The following is a 16920-nucleotide window of genomic DNA, read 5'->3' on the forward strand; positions in this document are numbered from 1 at the left end:
CTGTTCTCCCGCTTACATGCTGCTCAGTGTCTGGATCAGGGTCGAGACAAGCGCATCGCGATCAAATTTGGCCACATAGTCGCTGAAACCGACCTGACGACCGCGTTCGAAGTCTTCCTCTTTGGTGTGCGAGGACAGGGCAATGATTGGAATTTCACCCCATTCTGCATCATCCTGAAGCGCTTCGGCAAATTCAAAGCCGTTCATGCCCGGCATTTCGATGTCACTGATGATCGCGTCAAACAGAACACCACGGTTTTTAAGGTCCATGGCCTGTTCTGCATTTTCGACCGCAGTCACATTGAAACCGGCAACCGACAGCATCGGCGTCAGCAGGTTACGGAAGAACGGGCTGTCATCGATCAAAAGAACACGCTTCTTCTCGCCGCCGTTATCCTCGGTGCCGAACCAGTCGCTGAAGGCCAATTCAAGATAGTAACCGGCATCAATCAGGTCGGTCGCCTTGCCGTCAATCACGGCCGAACCAACCAGACCATCCTGATCCGCGGTCAGTTCAACATTCAGCACGTCATCAACAATATCGACGATCTCGTCGACAACCAGACCCATGGTGCGTTCACGATCCTGGAACACAAGGGTCGGCTGACGGCCTTCTGACTTCATCTGGTAGCTACCGTCGATAAAGACAAGAGGCATAAGCTTGCCGCGGTACTGGACCAGCGGACGGCCATTCGAATGTTCGATATTCTCGACATCGATTTCTTCAAGACGGGCAACCAGTGCCAGCGGAACCGCACGCACTTCGCTGCCACCGGCCCGGAAGACCAGCATGGATGTGGTTTCACGATCCGATGCATCCGCCTTGGCCTTGCCTTCGACACCTTGCGAACCACCAACGGTGATCTCGCCAGTGCGGGTGGCAATGCCGTTCGGATCAAGGATCATGATCACGCTACCGTCGCCAAGGATGGTGTTACCCGAGAACAGCGACAGATCGCGCAGGATCGGGGCCACCGGTTTGACAACGATTTCCTCGGTGTCGAACACGCGGTCAACGATGATACCGAACGAATAGGTACCAACCTGTGCGACGACGATGAATGCTTCTTCATCGACGGCATCGTCGCTTTCCTGAGTGGTATCAAGACCAAGAATTTTCTTGAGCGTGACCAGCGGCAGCAGACGGTTACGCAGGCGCAGGACCGGCGTGTCGTGAATGCGTTCGATGGAATGTTCGGAATTGTTCGATGCACGAACAAGTTCCAGAACGCTGATCTGCGGAATGGCAAAGCGTTCGCCGCCACTTTCCACGATCAGGGCCGACACGATGGCCAGCGTCAGCGGGATCTTGATGATAAAGGTCGACCCACGGCCTTCGACCGATTTCAGTTCGACCGTACCACCGATCTTTTCGATGTTGGTACGCACAACGTCCATACCCACACCACGACCGGAAACCGAAGTCACCTTTTCCGCGGTCGAGAAACCGGCCTTGAAGATGAACTGCTGGATCTGCTGTTCACCCATGCCTTCAAGCTCGCCCTCGGTCGCAAGACCGTTGGCAATCGCCTTGGCTTTAATGCGCTCAAGGTTCAGACCGCGACCGTCATCGGAAATCTCGATGATGATGTGACCGCCTTCATGATACGCATTCAGCGTGACCGTACCGGTTTCAGGCTTGCCTGCATCGCGACGGCCCGGAATATCTTCCAGACCATGGTCGGCAGAGTTACGCACCATGTGGGTCAGCGGGTCCTTGATCAGTTCAAGAACCTGACGGTCCAGTTCGGTATCGGCACCGATCATCTGCAGATCGATTTTCTTGTTCATCTCGAGGGCAAGGTCGCGAACGATACGCGGCAGTTTCGCCCATGCGTTGCCGATCGGCTGCATACGGGTCTTCATCACGCCTTCCTGAAGGTCGGTCGTGATGTGCGACAGGCGCTGCAACGGCACGGTGAATTCGCTGTCATCCTTGCCACGAACCATCTGCAAAAGCTGGTTACGGGTCAGGACGAGTTCGGAAACGAGCGTCATCAGGTTTTCAAGCAGCTCGACATTCACACGAATGGTCTGGGCTGCAACCGAGCTTTCCTTGGCTTCTGCGCGCGGTGCCTCTGCCTTTGGCTTTTCGGCAGCCTTTTTGGCCGGCGCAACTTCCTGGGATTTCGCAGCAGCGGGCGGAGCTGCCGGTTTTGCCTGTGCTTCAGGCTCCGGTTCAGCGGCCGCCGCCGGTTCGTCAGGAACTTCAAAATCGGGATCGTATTCTGCGGCGTCAAAAGCAGCCTGCAGTTTTTCGTCGTCCGTCATCGGAACTTCTTCGTCGGCTTCCTCTGCTGCCGGGGCTGCTGCAGCAGCCGGCGCACCACCCGGAATTTGGCCGGTATCGGCAAAGTGGTTCAGACGACCAATCAGATCAGCATCATTTCCGTCCGGCTCGGCTTCGTTCTGTTCGAGCTCGCCCAGCAGATACTTAATGGTGTCGATCGACTCAAGAACAAGCGTCACGGCATCAGGTGTCACCACCAGTTCGCCGTCACGGATTTTACCGAGCACGTTCTCGCCAGCGTGGGCAACAGCCTCAAGGCGCGGCAGGCCAAGAAAGCCGCAAGTGCCCTTAATGGTGTGAACCAAGCGGAAAATATTGGACAAGATGTCCGGATCATTCGGGTTCTGTTCCAGCTTCACCAGTTCGACGTCAAGCGTCGACAGGCTTTCAGAAGTCTCGGTCAGAAATTCACTTAAAAGATCGTCCATATACCCCCTCCAAATCTCCAACAATCAATAGCTTGTCGGAACTGGAACTCCCATTAAAGCGCCAAATGGCGCAAACGTACTATACTTCGGTATCTTAGGTAGAAGCTATTGCACGCCATTACCAGACCTGCCGGTCAAATTTTTATCCATAGATCAATGCAATATTTCCGTCCTGTTGCAAGACCGAAAGCACTCCACCCCCGAGTTTAGCCAGTTTCCGCAAGAAAAACGCCTGAACATTGCGCGGATCGAGTGCATCAGTAGAAACTTCTTTTTCCAATACATTCATGATTTCAGGGCGCAAGGCAGCGCGTTTGCCTTCGCCCAGAACCGTTACTTTACCGGAGTCGCGCATAACCGAAAGCGTTCCACCGAACGGCAAAGCTTCACGGGCAAGCATAACCATGTTCAATACGATTCGCCCGTGAGATGGATCAATCGGAAGATCCGGCCAATCAAGTGTGACCTTCCCTTCGGCCGCATAAGTCTGTTTTGCCGCTTCTCGCATCGCGGCGGTATCGGCACTGCTGCCCGCACGCCCGAAGGCCAACCGGAACAGTTGCAAACGACGTGCGGCCTCAAGACCACTTTTGCGCATGAGTGCCAGCGCCTCATCGTCGCTAACCCCGTCTTCCCCCATCAGTTCTGCCCCGGCATTGACCGCCCCGACCGGACCGACAAGATCATGACAGATCCGCGAACTGATCAGTTCGATCAAGGTCAGTTCAAGGGTGGCATCCTCTTCCATAGCGCGGGCTCTCCAAGGTCTTTGCGTATCGTCACAACATCGTGCCCCAAGACACAATGCGCTTCCCGAATGGTCCGTTCTGACCGAACAGGTCACTCGCAGAAGCCACAAGATTGCCGCCGATATATTAAGAGCTTATTTAGCACGCTCGAAAATCAGGCTTTTCCGACCCGGCAAATTTTGCCTCTTGGCGATATCGGGTCCGCAACACGCAGCCGCAAATTGCGCGACCTCGGCAAACGACCTATATTGAAGCCAGCAACACAGGATACAGAGCACCCAATGGATTTCTTGCTGACGCCAGGCGCCATCGTGCGTCATCCCAATCAACCGGACTGGGGACTGGGCCGCATTCAGGCCGTTGACGGAGATCGAATCGCTGTCAATTTCGAAGAGGCCGGTCGCCAGATCATCCGCCAGCGCTATGTCGTTCTGGAAATTGTCGAAGCCGCGGCGGGCTACGAATAAGCGCCCTTCCTGCAACCGGTCCTTGAAGGCAACGCTTGGCACATGGATTGCTCGGATCGAATTGTTAATCAATTCACCATACAAGATGGACTCTATCACACACTCGATAGATGAACCTGACACGAGCACAACAGTCTTAAGAAGGTTTCGAAGCCCATGATCGCAGCCAATAAACCACCGCGTGACAGCTTTAAACAGCGCCACCACGTCGCGGCCTTTACCGTGCTGGAACAATTTGCCCAGGGCCTTGTGCATGTTGCCCGCAACCATGGCGGTTCCGTTACCGAAGAACAGATCCTGAAATCGCTCAATAGCCTGCGCGACAACGAAGATTTGTTCGACAATGCATGGGCGATCCTTGAAAGCGACCTCGAAGCGATCAAGACCCGCGAACATGCTGCCCTGCGCCACGATCCGTTCGGACGTCTGCTGGTCTCGCGCTTTGATCATCTGCTTGAAGGCAACGCAGCCGGCGATACCGAACACGGCGCTCTGTCCCGCACCATCCTGCAGCCTTTCTTCAAGGTCATCCGCATGATGGTCGGCATGGACATGCTTCAGGAAATCGATCGCGAAATTCACGAAATCATCGAAGCCCACGCCAATGATGATGACGAGTTGCGCAATCCTTCCGAATACTGGGATCATCTGGCGAAAACCCCGGAAGTCCGGTCGCGGGTCAATCTGGTGTTTGCCCGCATGGCGCTGCATTTCAGCAACTATGAACACCGCAAGAAATGGCTGATCCAGCTGGTCAATGACAACATGGTCCATGGCGAAGAACGTTGGGAATTTACCGAAACCCACTGCATCCGCCTGCTTGATGCGTTGTTTGCCGACGTGCGCAAAACGCTTGCCGTGCCGGAACAGTCCGCCGAACTGGTCGCGCGGATGGGCCGCGAAAACGTCGCCACGCTGCGCGAAGTGGTCAAATGCATTGATGCGGACGTCGCCAAATTACCAAAGTGATGGTGGACCTGCGGGCACCCGTTACCTGACGGTTACCCCTTAACGAACGAATATATGAGCTGCGATCTGTTATCGAATCGTGGCTTATATCGTTTTCACCTGACGGAAAGGTGAACACCACAGATCGAAACAGACTGGTCAAACCCCCGTCTGCTGTGCCACATTCGCCTCACAACGATTGCAAAAAGCCCGGAAACTCAACAACACCTTTGAAACGCCACCATGACCAAACCGCTGATCGACAAATATGGCAGACATGTCTCTTACCTGCGCGTCTCGGTAACCGACCGCTGCGATTTCCGCTGCACCTATTGCATGGCGGAAAACATGACATTTCTGCCAAAATCCGATGTTCTTTCACTCGAAGAACTCGATCAGCTCTGCACGGCTTTCATCACGCGTGGCGTGCGCAAACTGCGCCTGACGGGGGGCGAACCGCTGGTACGCCGGGGCATCATGGATCTGATTGCCAATCTTTCTCGCCATCTAAAAACCGGCGCGCTTGATGAGCTGACCATGACCACCAATGGCAGCCAGTTGACCACCTATGCCGATGATCTGGCCCGCCTTGGTGTGAAGCGCCTGAACATCTCGCTTGATAGTCTGGATTCCCAGAAATTCACCGAAATCACCCGTCGCGGCCGCCTTGAACAGGTGCTGGCCGGGCTTGAGGCCGCCAAACAGGCCGGTATTTCGATCAAGATCAACACCGTCGCCCTTCGCAATTTCAACGAAGACGAAATGTCACGCCTTGTTTCCTGGTGTGGCAAGGAAGGGTTTGACCTGTGCCTGATCGAAACCATGCCGCTTGGCGACATTGACGGTGACCGCACCGATCAGTATTTGCCCCTGACCGCTGTGCGTGAACGTCTGGAACAGGAATACACCCTGATACCGTCCGAATATGTCACCCCGGGCCCGGCCCGCTATACCACGGTGGCCGAAACCGGCGGACGTCTTGGCTTCATCACGCCGCTGACCCATAATTTCTGCGAAGGTTGCAATCGTGTGCGCGTGACCTGCACCGGCACCCTTTACATGTGCCTTGGTCAGGAAGACCACGTTGACCTGCGCGCCGCCCTTCGTACCGGCGACCCGCGTGCCCTTGATCAGATGCTTGATGCTGCCATGGACCTCAAACCCAAAGGCCATGATTTTGTGATTGATCGCAAAGGCCAGAAACCGGCTGTTGGTCGGCATATGAGTATGACCGGGGGCTAAGAACTAAACCGCTTCACAGTATACCAAAATAGGTTTTGATTGCCCACAACGCCGCGGCGACCAAAAGACCGTCTACAACGGTAAAAAGCAACGAACCCACTTTCGAAAATACAGCCCCTTTGATGCCGCGAGTTTCAGCCGAGTTCTGCTCTCCAAAACAACATTTGAAGTTTCTAAGTATTTTTTTGTTGTAAAAAGTGAGTGATGAAATCCCCAATATCACCACGAGCATTGATACGTATCTGTGAATATCGTTTTGTACGCCCATTAGAAAAACAAGCGCCAAACAAAACAGTAAGAAGTTCAAATCTCCAACGTATCTTTTCGCGTAGGTTACGTAGAAGTCTTCCTTCGATTTAATGCGTCTTCGAAGCCGCTCAAAAGTCGCGAAGGTCCAATTTTCATCCGGCCCTTGCACAGTCAGAACATTCTGTTTCTGCCCAAAATCCACCTGAATAACCTTATTTAGGCCAGCGTCTGACGGTTCAGCTCCCCTAATAGTAACAAAGTCTGCCATATCGGGCTCAAAATCGGCTTCCTTAAAGTTGCTCAAAGAAAGAATGTTATGAACACCTTGCTTAAATGAAATAAACACAGGCGCTTGAAATTCATTCTGAATAGATTCGAATAGCCTTACTAGTTCGCTGAAACTAAATGAAACAGCACCAAACTCGTGCCTCTCCATCCTTAAGCTCACAGCAGGAATGGACTTTTTCGGTTCTTCTTTGAGATTAGATGGGAAAAGCAGAAAGTCGCCGGCGGCATTGTTATCTGTGTTCCATTCACCGCGAAAATTCCCCTCGCTGTCAACTTCTCCTACAGCATTAAAGGAACCAGCACCGCTCTCCGGAACCGGATCAACTCGATAGCCGGTTAAGTCAAGTCGCCCGTCAGGAAAACTCTTAACCTCAACACGGAATGCCAAGACCTCACTAAAGTCGGCCTCCTTTAGCCTCAGCAAGCCTCTCCCTTCTTCATCAAGCTTTAAAGAGACGTTTCCTGGATGCGTCCCGACAATACGCCCATTCCAACTTCCTTGAATTCCAGCCACAGCTTACTTCTCTCTGATTATGAGATTAGAAATCAATAATGCTCACTCTAGGGCGCACAAGCAACCAATGGTTGCCAAGTAAGTTCGAAGCTCTGAACCACCAGCAAATGCGAATGGCAACTTACGCAATCAGTACTGCCAAATCCCGGAACCGGAACCTGTGTATCCGTTTCCTGATAGGCAGCGCATAATTCACACTCATTCCCACCCGGCACCACCAGCACCGACACAACCCGTCCGAACCCATTTGACGTCAGTTCATCGACATGCCAATGGGGTTTCTTGGTCGCCTTGCAGTGGCGTTTTACGCGGGCGGCGATACCTCCCGGGCCATTGGCGGAGCCGCAATAAAGATAGGTTCCTTTGGCAAGGGTGATCCCGGCGAAACGTTTGTTTTGAAGCGTCAGGTCAGTTTCGAGTTCGATCACCAGAACGTAAGCTCCGGCAACTTTGGGAAGCTGCCGGAGGGTTTGGTCATTTATCTCTGGGAAAAACGTGCTCACGCGTCAGGAGACTCTCGCAGCAACAGATCAATCGAAAGTCCGGGTCCGGCCATGCCGTTGGTCAGCACCGGTTCACAATGCTCGTTGATCCGTGCACCGATGCGCTGGCGAAAACCGGTGAAACGCTTTGATGCCACCACATCGACCGGTTCATCCAGATGCACCTCGACCCGGAAGACACCGGGTGTCGGGGTAGCGGTGATACTACGGATAAGCCCCGTCACCGCATGCCCCAGATAGGACCCGGCAAAACGTTTGCCGATGCCAAGGTCCGACACATTGGTCGGGATATTACGCCGTGCCATGGCAACAGCTGTGTTCCAGTCACGATAGCCGTGGCTTTGTGCGAGCAGTTCAAGCGAACCGGCATGTGAAACGGACACATCACGCGCCGCCAGTGCTTTGCGCAGGCGTTTGGCCTGTGCCTTAAGCGCGTCGGTCGGTTCAGACTGAATATCGGTGTGAGCGATATTGAGCGTATTGGAAGTCATAGATCGTCTCCACGCAGGAGGCCGGGGGTCCGCATTGCCGGGCCGTACCCTGATCGGGAAACGGGTCCGAAAAATTCATTCAACGCACTTTACCAACGGTATAAACCGTGCGGACGGCAGGCGTGCGCAACCTTCAAAAAGCGTGTTAGCCCAATACCGTCAGAAATACAAGGGGCACATCCTCCGTCGGATGAGCCTGTTATCACCGGATAACGGGCGTTTCACAAAAATTGACAGCCCCCTTAACAACGACATATACCAGTGAAAACAAGTCATATCGGCGGTCCCGAATATTGCGCCGATCAACCATGAGGAATACGCGCCATGGCCATGGAAGCCTATGAAATCGAAAGCATGATCAAGGAAGCCCTGCCCGATGCACAGGTCCGCATCGAGGATTTGCGCGGCGATGGCGATCATTATGCGGCAATTGTCGTTTCCGAACAGTTCCGCGGCAAAACCCGCGTGGTTCAGCATCAAATGGTCTATTCCGCGCTCAAGGGCAAAATGGGCGGTGATCTGCATGCGCTGGCCCTGCAAACCTCTGCCCCGGACTGATCATACCATCTGCAAGGCAGCGCCACCTCGCCACCACCACGACCGCCTTGCCAAACTTTTTCGAGGGCCGTTTCATTTCGGCCCTCAACGACTTTCAGAGCACACTGAACTGGTCCAAAAACGTAGCGGCCGGTCACAACGCCCCAATTAACTGACCACCGCTATACGTTAGGTCCTGCCCCATGTCGTCTCAGGAAAAACCGGCATTGATCGGTCCCGGCCCCCTCGCAGGCCTTGGTGCCTTTATCTTCTGGGGATTTTTCGGCCTGTATTTCAAACAGGTCGCTTTTGCCACCCCGCTTGAAATCCTGTCGCACCGAATTGTCTGGTCTGCCGCCCTGACCCTGTTGCTGGTCTTTGTGCTGGGCCGACGCAAGAAGCTTTGGGAACTGATTTCATCGGCCCGCACCATCGGGCTTTTGTTTCTCTCAAGTCTTTTGGTCGCGGGCAACTGGTTGCTTTACATTTGGGCGGTCAACAGCGCCCATGCCCTTGAAGCCAGCCTTGGCTACTATATCATGCCGCTGATCATGCTGATCCTTGGCCGGATTTTCTTTGCCGAAAAACTCAACCGGATACAGATCCTTTCTGTCGCGATTTGTGCTGCCGGGGTTTTGAACCTTCTGGTGTTTTATGGCGACATGCCATGGGTGGCGGTTGGGCTTTCGACCCTGTTTGGATTTTACGGCGTCATTCGAAAATTTGTTCCGGCCGATCCGATTGCCGGGCTGTTTGTCGAATGCATTCTGATTACGCCACTCGCACTCGGTTATTTGGGCTGGCTGACCTATAACGGCGAGATGACATTCGGGAATATCGGGCCAGTCGAAGACGCGCTTCTGATTGGACTTGGGGTCTGCACAACCGCACCGCTCGTGCTGTTTGCCTATGCCGCGCGCAATATGAAGTTTTCCGCCCTTGGATTGATGCAATATCTCAATCCGACGCTGCAATTCTTTGTGGCTGTTATGATCTTTGGCGAAGCGTTCACCGAAGCGCACATGGTCACCTATGGGCTGGTCTGGTTCGGATTGGCTATTTTCACCTGGGACAACCTGCGCACCGCACGACAAAATCGCGCCAAGAGTTGACAGAACCACAGGTTCCAGCCATATCTTCGGCCATAAAAGTTTACTCCGTATTCGCGGTCGAGAGATCACCGCCCAAAGCCAAGGACAATCATCATGACCGACAATCCGGTTTTCGAGCGCATCCAGAAAGACGTTAATGACAATGACGTCGTCCTGTTCATGAAGGGTACCGCAATGTTCCCGCAGTGCGGCTTCTCTGCCGCTGTTGTTCAGGTCCTGGCCGAGCTTGGCGTTCAGTTCAAGGATATCAATGTCCTGGTCGACCCGGCGATCCGTCAGGGCATCAAGGACTTCTCCAACTGGCCGACCATTCCGCAGCTTTACGTCAAGGGCGAGTTCCTTGGTGGTTGCGACATCGTGCGTGAAATGGCCGCCAGCGGCGAGCTGTCCCAGCACCTTAAAGACAAGGGCGTTGCCGTTGCCGCCTAAGGCAAGAAGGCATAAGGCCTGACCCCATTCAAAACGCGCTGCGCAGGTTTTCTGCCAGCGCGTTTTTTGTGCCCGGACTTCCGGAAAACTCGCCAAATGCGATCATATCCTGTTCTGGATAAAACTATTTCTTGATGGTTTGATCGACATTCCCCATCTTTAGGGCATGCTGCAATTTGCGCCACAGGGGAAATCACAGGCATGAAACCGGCAATCAAAACAATGGCATGTTTTGCGATCTGGCTGTTTGCAATCTGGTTTGCCTTGCCCATCCCGCCCACAGCAGCCCAGATGGCGGTCGTTACCGCCCTAAGCGGCTCAGAGGGCGGCTCAGAAGACGAATCAGAACCCGCCACAGAACTTCCCGAAGATGGGGTGGTTGCCGAAACCTTCAGCTATTATGGCTTCCTTGAAGAAGGCGTCACCCGCACCCAGGCCCGCATTGCTGAAACCATGTCCGGCCTTGATGCCTTTCCAGAAGAACTCGATGCCACACGGGCCTTGCTGTCGACCGATTTTGGCCAGACCGGCTTGATGCGTATTTTGCTGTTTACCGTCATTTTCGTTGGTGTCGGTATCCTGGCCGAGGTGATTTATCGCCGTCTTTCGGCACCGGCCTGTGCCTATCTTGAATCGCAAAGCCCCCGGAAATTCTCGGAACGCCTTAAACACATGGTTGGGCTTTGTGCGCTGTCGCTGTTTTCTCTGCTTGTCTTTGCCATCGGATCGCTTGGCGCGTTCATGATGTTTGACTGGCCGCCAATCATGAAATCGGCCGTGATGTCGCTTTTGATGGCGTTCTTTGCCCTGCGTGTCCTGATCATCGTGTTGCAGTTCCTGTTTGCGCCCAAGGCAGAAGGTCTTCGCATGATCAATGTCGATCCGCAGGCCGCCACCGTGCTGACCAAACGCCTGACCTGGGCGGTGGGGATATCATTGTTTGCCTTTGCCTTGGCCAATGTGTTCGGTGCCGCGCCGACCATGGTTTCGGGTGATATCATCCTGTTTGATGCGGCCGTGGTGATTTCTGTCGTCGCCTTTTGCGCGGTCACGTTGTCAATTGGCCGGTTCTTTGCCAGCCATGCGGCAAGTGCCGAGGTCGAGAAGATGGCCCTGCCAACATCGATTGCCCGTCTGTGGCCGATGATTGTCTGTGGCTGGTTCATTCTGGTGGGCGGGGTGGCAATCATTGGTGCCGAACGCATCCTTAAGGCACTGCTTGCCATCGGGCTTGCCTGTTTGTTTGACGTGGTGTTTCGCAACATCATCGAAAGCCAGCATCGCAAGAAGCTGCAAGTGGCCGAACAGGAAGCCGCAGAGCACAATGCCAGGGCAGAGGCGGCGGCCCATGAACATGACGAAGTGTTTGAACCAATAAAGCCCAAGGCACCTGTTTTTACCAAGGTGCTTAAACGCGGTGTGCGGCTTCTGGCACTGGTGTTTGTGCTGGCAAGTATCTGGCGCATCTGGGGCTTTGACCGGTTGGCTCAGGCCGATGATGCCGGGATCATTGCCCGGATCATTGATAGCTCGACCGAAATCATCATGATCCTTCTGATCGCCGATCTGATCTGGTCGCTGATCAAGACGTTCCTTGATGAACGCATGAGCGCCTCAGCAACGGGCAATGCCGGCGATGAAGGCGGTGGCACCGGGCTTTCGCGGGTTGAAACCCTTTTGCCGCTTTTGAAAAACTTCGCGCTGACCGTGATTGTCATCATGGTGGCAATGGTGACCTTGTCATCATTGGGCGTTGATATCGGGCCACTGATTGCCGGTGCCGGCGTTGTCGGCCTTGCCCTTGGCTTTGGCAGTCAGGCGCTGGTGCGCGATGTGGTGGCCGGTGTGTTCTTCCTGCTTGATGATGCGTTTCGGCTTGGCGAATATATCGAAGTCGACAATCTGCGTGGCCGGGTCGAAAACATCTCCATCCGGTCCATGCAGTTGCGCCATCATCGTGGCCCACTTCAGACCGTCCCGTTTGGCGAGATCAAATCCATCGTCAATCACAGCCGCGACTGGGTGATCGTCAAACTGGAATTCCGTGTGCCGTTTGAAACCGACGTCAACAAGATCAAGAAACTGGTCAAGAAGCTGGCGGCAGAGCTTCTGGAAGATCCGCTGATTGGCGACAGCTTCATCGAACCGCTGAAATCCCAGGGCGTGCGCCGGATGGAAGAATTCAACATGGTGATCGGGCTGAAATACACATCAAAACCCGGCGAACAATTCACCATCCGCAAGACCGTCTATCAGCGGGTTCTCGCCATGTTCAAGGAAAACGGCATCCAGATGGCCTCGCGCAACGTCAAGGTCGATGTGCCGCCAGATGCCACACCTGAACAAAAACAGGAAGCGGTTGCCGCCGCCGCCCAGCAGGCATCCGAGCAACTGAACAAACCGCCCGCCTGATCGCGTTGCCCAGAACGCAGACAAACAAAAACGCCCGCTGTTTCCAGCGGGCGTCTTCGTATCGGTTCGTCGCGAAATCCGTAAGGATTAACGCGAGTAGAATTCGATGACCAGGTTCGGCTGCATCTGAACCGGGTACGGAATTTCTGCGAATTTCGGAACGCGAACGAAGGTACCTTTGAAGGCCTTCGCGTCAACGTCGAGATATTCCGGAACGTCACGTTCGTTCAGGTTGGCAGCTTCCATAACCATCGGGATTTCGCGCGAAGCAGGTTTCACTTCAACAACGTCACCTTCCTGAACCAGGTAGGACGGAATGGTTACTTTCTTGCCGTTAACAAGAATGTGGCCGTGGTTCACGAACTGACGTGCCGCAAACACGGTCGGAACGAATTTCATGCGGTAAATAACCGCATCGAGGCGCTGCTCAAGAATACCAACGAGGGTTTCGGAGGTATCACCCGGACGACGGGATGCTTCTTTGTAGTAGCGCAGGAACTGTTTTTCAGAGATCGAGCCGTAGTAGCCTTTGAGCTGCTGTTTCGCAAACAGCTGGGTACCATAGTCGGTCGGCTTCTTACGGCGGGTTGCGCCGTGCATGCCCGGTGCATATTCGCGCTTGTTCAGCGGCGATTTTGCACGGCCCCAAAGGTTCACACCAAGGCGGCGGTCAATCTTATGCTTTGCAGCAATACGTTTCGACATTTTGTAACTCTCTTTTTTTAAAGATCACTTATTGTCCCGATAGTTTCCAGCCGCCCAAACCTGAGCATGCGGAACGGGGACGAAACCACATGTTTCGACCCACTTTCTCGGAAGTGAGGCGCAATATAGAGATGATTGATCAAGAGTCAAACATTAATCGCGCCCGCCATCCCGCATGGAAGCCCTGCATTTCTGCCGAGTTCTGCTTGAATGGCACCCCACCTGCACCGCGATTGGCAATCGGGTGGAAAATCAGTCCTTTGGCTTGTGCTTGCCACCGCGCATGGCAACAATCATCCCGCGCAGAGTCTGGACTTCCTGATGGGTCAGATTGGCACGGTTAAAGATGTTACGAATATTGCGCGCCATGCCGGGGCGCTTTTCCGCCACCCGAAAGAACCCCGACTCATCAAGTTCGCTTTCAAGATGAAGGAACAGGCGTTCCATATCATCCTTGGTCGCAGGGAAGGTATCCGCCATCATCAATTGATAATCGGGCACATCAACGCCCGCCTGCCACCATTCATAGCCGATCAACAAAACCGCCTGGGCTAGGTTAAGCGACGTAAAACCGGGATTAAGCGGCACGGTGACGACCGCATCACCCATGGCGATATGTTCGTTGCGAACGCCGGTGCGTTCCGGACCAAACATCACGCCGACCTTTTCACCACGCCCGATCACAGCACGCATTTCCGGTGCCAGCCCCTTGGGGGTAAAGACCGGCTTGATGGCATCACGGGTGCGCGCGGTGGTGACGTAAACCCGATTCAGATCGGCCAGCGCATCTTCTTCGCGCTCAAACACCTTGGTGTTGTCGATGACGATATCGGCACCTGACGCATTGGCGGTTGCCCGCTCATTTGGCCAGCCATCACGCGGCCGCACCAGACGCAAATCCACCAAACCACAATTGAGCATCGCGCGCGCGGCCTTGCCGATATTATCGCCAAGCTGCGGCTCAATCAGAATGATTACGGGCGGATTGGCAATCCCTCCTGTTTCAGGCTTGGCACTGCCGATAGGCTCGCTCATCGCGGTATTCTCCGGTCGTCAAAGGAAGGCATAGAAGCTGTTTTTCGGGCGTCCCCGTCCATATTGGCGCTTACTTAGCAAAAGCCAACCGTTCGCGCCAGCCTCCAGATTTAAGCCTCCGGATTGAAACGAAAACAGCCGGACCTTGATATGGCCCGGCTGCATATATTTGGCTGATATCCGATCACATCATCAGGCGTGCTGACTGCGCACACCGGATTTGAACAGTTTATAGGTGATGGAATCGCGAAGCGCGTTATAGGACGCCTCGATAATGTTGGTCGAAACGCCCACCGTCGCCCAGTTATTGCCCTCGGCATCGCGGCTTTCGATCATGACGCGGGTCACCGCACGCGTACCATCGCCGCGGGTTATGATGCGGACCTTATAGTCGATCAGTTCGATCTGTTCGACCGCATCGCGGTATTCCGGCACGGTCAAAAGGACCTTACGAAGGGCCGCATCAAGCGCGTTAACCGGGCCATTGCCTTCGGCGACCGACATGAACTGATCATCGCCAACCACGACTTTGACGGTGGCCTCACTCATGGTGATGACCTGTTCGTCCTGCTCATCAACCCAGCGGCGTTCGTCAATCACACGGAAAGACGTCACCCGGAAATACCGATCAAGCTCGCCCATGGCCTTGCGCGCCAGTAATTCAAAGCTGGCCTCGGCCCCGTCATAGGCATAGCCATCAAACTCACGGCGCTTGACGGTCTCAACCAGTTTGCCGACGGCTTCGGATTTGGGATCAACTTCAACGCCGATCTCGCGGAAACGGGCAAGGATGTTGGACCGGCCCGCCTGATCGGAAACAAGGATATGGCGCTGATTGCCAACCAGATGCGGTTCGATATGCTCGTAACAGGTCGGGTTCTTTTCAACCGCTGAAACATGCAAGCCGCCCTTGTGGGCAAAGGCGCTGTCACCGACATAGGCCGCCTGACGCAGAGGTTCACGGTTCAGCCGCTCATCAAGGATGTGCGAAATGCGACGCAAATGGGTCAGCTGGTCATGGGAAATGCCAACGTCATAGCCCATTTTGAGCATCAGCGTCGGAATGATCGAAATCAGGTTGGCATTGCCGCACCGCTCACCAAGGCCATTCAAAGTACCTTGCACCTGCCGCGCACCGGCACGTACGGCGGCCAAAGAGTTCGCGACCGCATTCTCGGTATCGTTGTGGCAGTGGATGCCAACATGGCTGCCAGGGATCTGGCGGCAGACATCGGTGACAATGTCAAAAATCTCGTCGGGTAGTGTGCCGCCATTGGTGTCACACAAAACAACCCAGCGCGCACCGGCTTCATAGGCCGACTTGATCGCGGCAAGCGCATAGTCCCGGTTGGCCTTGTAACCATCAAAGAAATGCTCGGCATCGAACATGACTTCGGAAACCTTGGTTTTCAGATGGGCAATTGAGTCCGAGATCATCGCCAGATTTTCATCAAGCTCGATCCCGAGCGCCTCGGTCACCTGAAAATCCCAGCTTTTGCCGACCATGCAAACAATCGGTGCATTCTGTGCCAAACTGGTCAGCCCCGGATCGTTTGATGCCGAACGCCCGGCACGGCGGGTCATGCCAAAGGCGGTCAGTTTGGAATTCTTGAGTTTGGGCGGATTGGCAAAGAATGCATCATCCGTCGGGTTTGCCCCCGGCCAGCCGCCTTCAATATAGTCAATCGACAGTTCGTCCAGTGCCTTGGCAATCGCGGTCTTGTCCGCGGCCGAAAAATCCACGCCCTGGGTCTGCTGCCCATCGCGCAAGGTACTGTCATAGAGATAGACGCGCTTGTCTGACATTTTCATTCCAACTGATCGATCGTCTCGGGTGCCGCGGCCGTTTTTGGCCGCCGCTATTCTGTTCGCAAGGCTCATGATTTCATGTCTTTTGCGGGTCTGGCAAATTGCCGCAAAACAGACAGCAGCGCAACAGCATTACTCAAATTGGCATTCCGACGATAATTTCTGCTCTATTTCAACAAATTACCCATCTTTAGGATAGCCGACCTGTCCCCTTGAATGGTTGCAACCACCACTATGCGATGATTACCTTTATCCTAGGTTGTAGTACGCTTGATCAAATCCCTGCACATGTAGAACAAAGCTAATGATCGCGCGACGTCCAAGGACAATAAAAATGGCAAATGACGCCCCCACCAGCGTTGATATCATGATGCTTGCCGGCCTGACGTGGGAACGTACCGGTCGCAATTGCTGGACTGCATCAGACCGTTTTGCCCGCTACATCATATTCCGTGACATCGATGAACGTTGGTATGGCGACTGGGAACGGGACGGGGAATTGACCCGTGCGGACTGGTCTTGCCCAATCCTTGAAACTTTTGCCGAATACATGGTTGATAACGCCCGGCGGCAATCGTCCTGATGACCGGCGGGTAACCATGCCCGCAAAATCAGATACAACTAATGAATTGCCCTTCGAATAAGCGTCCGCCCCGGCTTTTCCTTGCGTTTGACGCCATGTCGATTATGTGTTGGGGTAGCACAACGTTAC

16 protein-coding genes are annotated in these 16920 nt (G+C 54.2%); 8 read left to right on the forward strand and 8 right to left on the reverse strand.

What is annotated here, in order from left to right:
• Positions 1-12: 12 nt before the first annotated feature.
• Positions 13-2718 (reverse strand): chemotaxis protein CheW, encoded by a 2706-nt coding sequence (locus tag FHI25_RS12860; RefSeq protein WP_210518380.1) that lies wholly within the window; start codon positions 2716-2718, stop codon positions 13-15.
• Positions 2719-2860: 142 nt separating this feature from the next.
• Positions 2861-3466: a histidine phosphotransferase family protein gene (locus FHI25_RS12865; RefSeq protein WP_008891615.1), complete on the reverse strand. Its 606-nt coding sequence runs from the start codon at positions 3464-3466 to the stop codon at positions 2861-2863.
• 282 nt (positions 3467-3748) lie between these two features.
• Between FHI25_RS12865 and FHI25_RS12870 the strand changes: the two genes are divergently transcribed.
• From FHI25_RS12870 to moaA, 3 genes are all read left to right on the forward strand, one after another.
• Positions 3749-3934, forward strand: a complete 186-nt coding sequence (locus FHI25_RS12870) for a DUF3553 domain-containing protein (RefSeq protein WP_008891614.1) — start codon at positions 3749-3751, stop codon at positions 3932-3934.
• A gap of 156 nt (positions 3935-4090) precedes the next feature.
• Positions 4091-4903 carry a hypothetical protein gene (locus FHI25_RS12875; RefSeq protein ID WP_210518382.1) on the forward strand — a complete coding sequence of 271 codons (813 nt, stop codon included), beginning with the start codon at positions 4091-4093 and terminating at the stop codon, positions 4901-4903.
• A gap of 222 nt (positions 4904-5125) precedes the next feature.
• Entirely contained in the window at positions 5126-6124 is a 999-nt protein-coding gene (gene moaA, locus FHI25_RS12880) for a GTP 3',8-cyclase MoaA (RefSeq protein WP_210518384.1), read from the forward strand.
• 13 nt (positions 6125-6137) lie between these two features.
• On the opposite strand, the gene FHI25_RS12885 is transcribed toward moaA, so the two are convergent.
• The 3 genes from FHI25_RS12885 to FHI25_RS12895 form a co-directional block, all read right to left on the reverse strand.
• On the reverse strand, positions 6138-7175 hold the full coding sequence (locus tag FHI25_RS12885; protein ID WP_210518386.1) for a hypothetical protein: 1038 nt from the start codon (positions 7173-7175) through the stop codon (positions 6138-6140).
• 47 nt (positions 7176-7222) lie between these two features.
• Positions 7223-7603, reverse strand: a complete 381-nt coding sequence (locus FHI25_RS12890) for a DUF123 domain-containing protein (RefSeq protein WP_210518388.1) — start codon at positions 7601-7603, stop codon at positions 7223-7225.
• A 71-nt stretch (positions 7604-7674) separates the two neighbouring features.
• The gene (locus FHI25_RS12895) at positions 7675-8169 is read right to left on the reverse strand and encodes a glyoxalase superfamily protein (protein WP_210518389.1); all 495 of its coding nucleotides are present in this window, start codon (positions 8167-8169) and stop codon (positions 7675-7677) included.
• Between the two features lie 324 nt (positions 8170-8493).
• On the opposite strand from FHI25_RS12895, the gene FHI25_RS12900 reads away from it, so the two are divergent.
• The 4 genes from FHI25_RS12900 to FHI25_RS12915 all read left to right on the forward strand — a co-directional run bounded on the left by FHI25_RS12900 (position 8494) and on the right by FHI25_RS12915 (position 12659).
• Entirely contained in the window at positions 8494-8727 is a 234-nt protein-coding gene (locus FHI25_RS12900; protein WP_044827588.1) for a BolA family transcriptional regulator, read from the forward strand.
• 182 nt (positions 8728-8909) lie between these two features.
• Entirely contained in the window at positions 8910-9818 is a 909-nt protein-coding gene (rarD, locus tag FHI25_RS12905) for an EamA family transporter RarD (protein WP_210518391.1), read from the forward strand.
• A 93-nt stretch (positions 9819-9911) separates the two neighbouring features.
• Positions 9912-10247, forward strand: a complete 336-nt coding sequence (grxD, locus tag FHI25_RS12910; RefSeq protein WP_044827586.1) for a Grx4 family monothiol glutaredoxin — start codon at positions 9912-9914, stop codon at positions 10245-10247.
• Positions 10248-10448: 201 nt separating this feature from the next.
• Entirely contained in the window at positions 10449-12659 is a 2211-nt protein-coding gene (locus FHI25_RS12915; RefSeq protein WP_210518393.1) for a mechanosensitive ion channel family protein, read from the forward strand.
• An 87-nt stretch (positions 12660-12746) separates the two neighbouring features.
• Here the strand turns inward: FHI25_RS12915 and rpsD are convergent, their stop codons facing one another.
• The 3 genes from rpsD to cimA form a co-directional block, all read right to left on the reverse strand.
• Complete coding sequence (gene rpsD, locus FHI25_RS12920) at positions 12747-13364, reverse strand: 30S ribosomal protein S4 (RefSeq protein ID WP_063087428.1); 618 nt, start codon at positions 13362-13364, stop codon at positions 12747-12749.
• 252 nt (positions 13365-13616) lie between these two features.
• The gene (locus FHI25_RS12925) at positions 13617-14399 is read right to left on the reverse strand and encodes an RNA methyltransferase (protein ID WP_063087426.1); all 783 of its coding nucleotides are present in this window, start codon (positions 14397-14399) and stop codon (positions 13617-13619) included.
• Positions 14400-14591: 192 nt separating this feature from the next.
• Positions 14592-16205, reverse strand: coding sequence for a citramalate synthase (cimA, locus tag FHI25_RS12930; RefSeq protein WP_064782185.1), 1614 nt, complete (start codon positions 16203-16205; stop codon positions 14592-14594).
• A 337-nt stretch (positions 16206-16542) separates the two neighbouring features.
• Between cimA and FHI25_RS12935 the strand changes: the two genes are divergently transcribed.
• Positions 16543-16791: a hypothetical protein gene (locus tag FHI25_RS12935; protein WP_008891599.1), complete on the forward strand. Its 249-nt coding sequence runs from the start codon at positions 16543-16545 to the stop codon at positions 16789-16791.
• The last annotated feature ends 129 nt before the right edge of the window (positions 16792-16920 follow it).

The sequence above is a fragment of the Thalassospira sp. ER-Se-21-Dark genome (assembly GCF_017922435.1).
GTDB lineage: Bacteria > Pseudomonadota > Alphaproteobacteria > Rhodospirillales > Thalassospiraceae > Thalassospira.

Bases quoted from the DNA above. Each gene is read 5' to 3' on its own strand.
- FHI25_RS12865 (WP_008891615.1), bottom strand. From the start codon at position 3,466: ATGGAAGAGGATGCCACCCTTGAACTGACCTTGATCGAACTGATCAGT.
- FHI25_RS12915 (WP_210518393.1), top strand. From the start codon at position 10,449: ATGAAACCGGCAATCAAAACAATGGCATGTTTTGCGATCTGGCTGTTT.
- FHI25_RS12895 (WP_210518389.1), bottom strand. From the start codon at position 8,169: ATGACTTCCAATACGCTCAATATCGCTCACACCGATATTCAGTCTGAA.
- cimA (WP_064782185.1), bottom strand. From the start codon at position 16,205: ATGTCAGACAAGCGCGTCTATCTCTATGACAGTACCTTGCGCGATGGG.
- FHI25_RS12870 (WP_008891614.1), top strand. From the start codon at position 3,749: ATGGATTTCTTGCTGACGCCAGGCGCCATCGTGCGTCATCCCAATCAA.
- moaA (WP_210518384.1), top strand. From the start codon at position 5,126: ATGACCAAACCGCTGATCGACAAATATGGCAGACATGTCTCTTACCTG.
- rpsD (WP_063087428.1), bottom strand. From the start codon at position 13,364: ATGTCGAAACGTATTGCTGCAAAGCATAAGATTGACCGCCGCCTTGGT.
- FHI25_RS12925 (WP_063087426.1), bottom strand. From the start codon at position 14,399: ATGAGCGAGCCTATCGGCAGTGCCAAGCCTGAAACAGGAGGGATTGCC.
- grxD (WP_044827586.1), top strand. From the start codon at position 9,912: ATGACCGACAATCCGGTTTTCGAGCGCATCCAGAAAGACGTTAATGAC.
- FHI25_RS12860 (WP_210518380.1), bottom strand. From the start codon at position 2,718: ATGGACGATCTTTTAAGTGAATTTCTGACCGAGACTTCTGAAAGCCTG.
- FHI25_RS12900 (WP_044827588.1), top strand. From the start codon at position 8,494: ATGGCCATGGAAGCCTATGAAATCGAAAGCATGATCAAGGAAGCCCTG.
- FHI25_RS12875 (WP_210518382.1), top strand. From the start codon at position 4,091: ATGATCGCAGCCAATAAACCACCGCGTGACAGCTTTAAACAGCGCCAC.
- rarD (WP_210518391.1), top strand. From the start codon at position 8,910: ATGTCGTCTCAGGAAAAACCGGCATTGATCGGTCCCGGCCCCCTCGCA.
- FHI25_RS12935 (WP_008891599.1), top strand. From the start codon at position 16,543: ATGGCAAATGACGCCCCCACCAGCGTTGATATCATGATGCTTGCCGGC.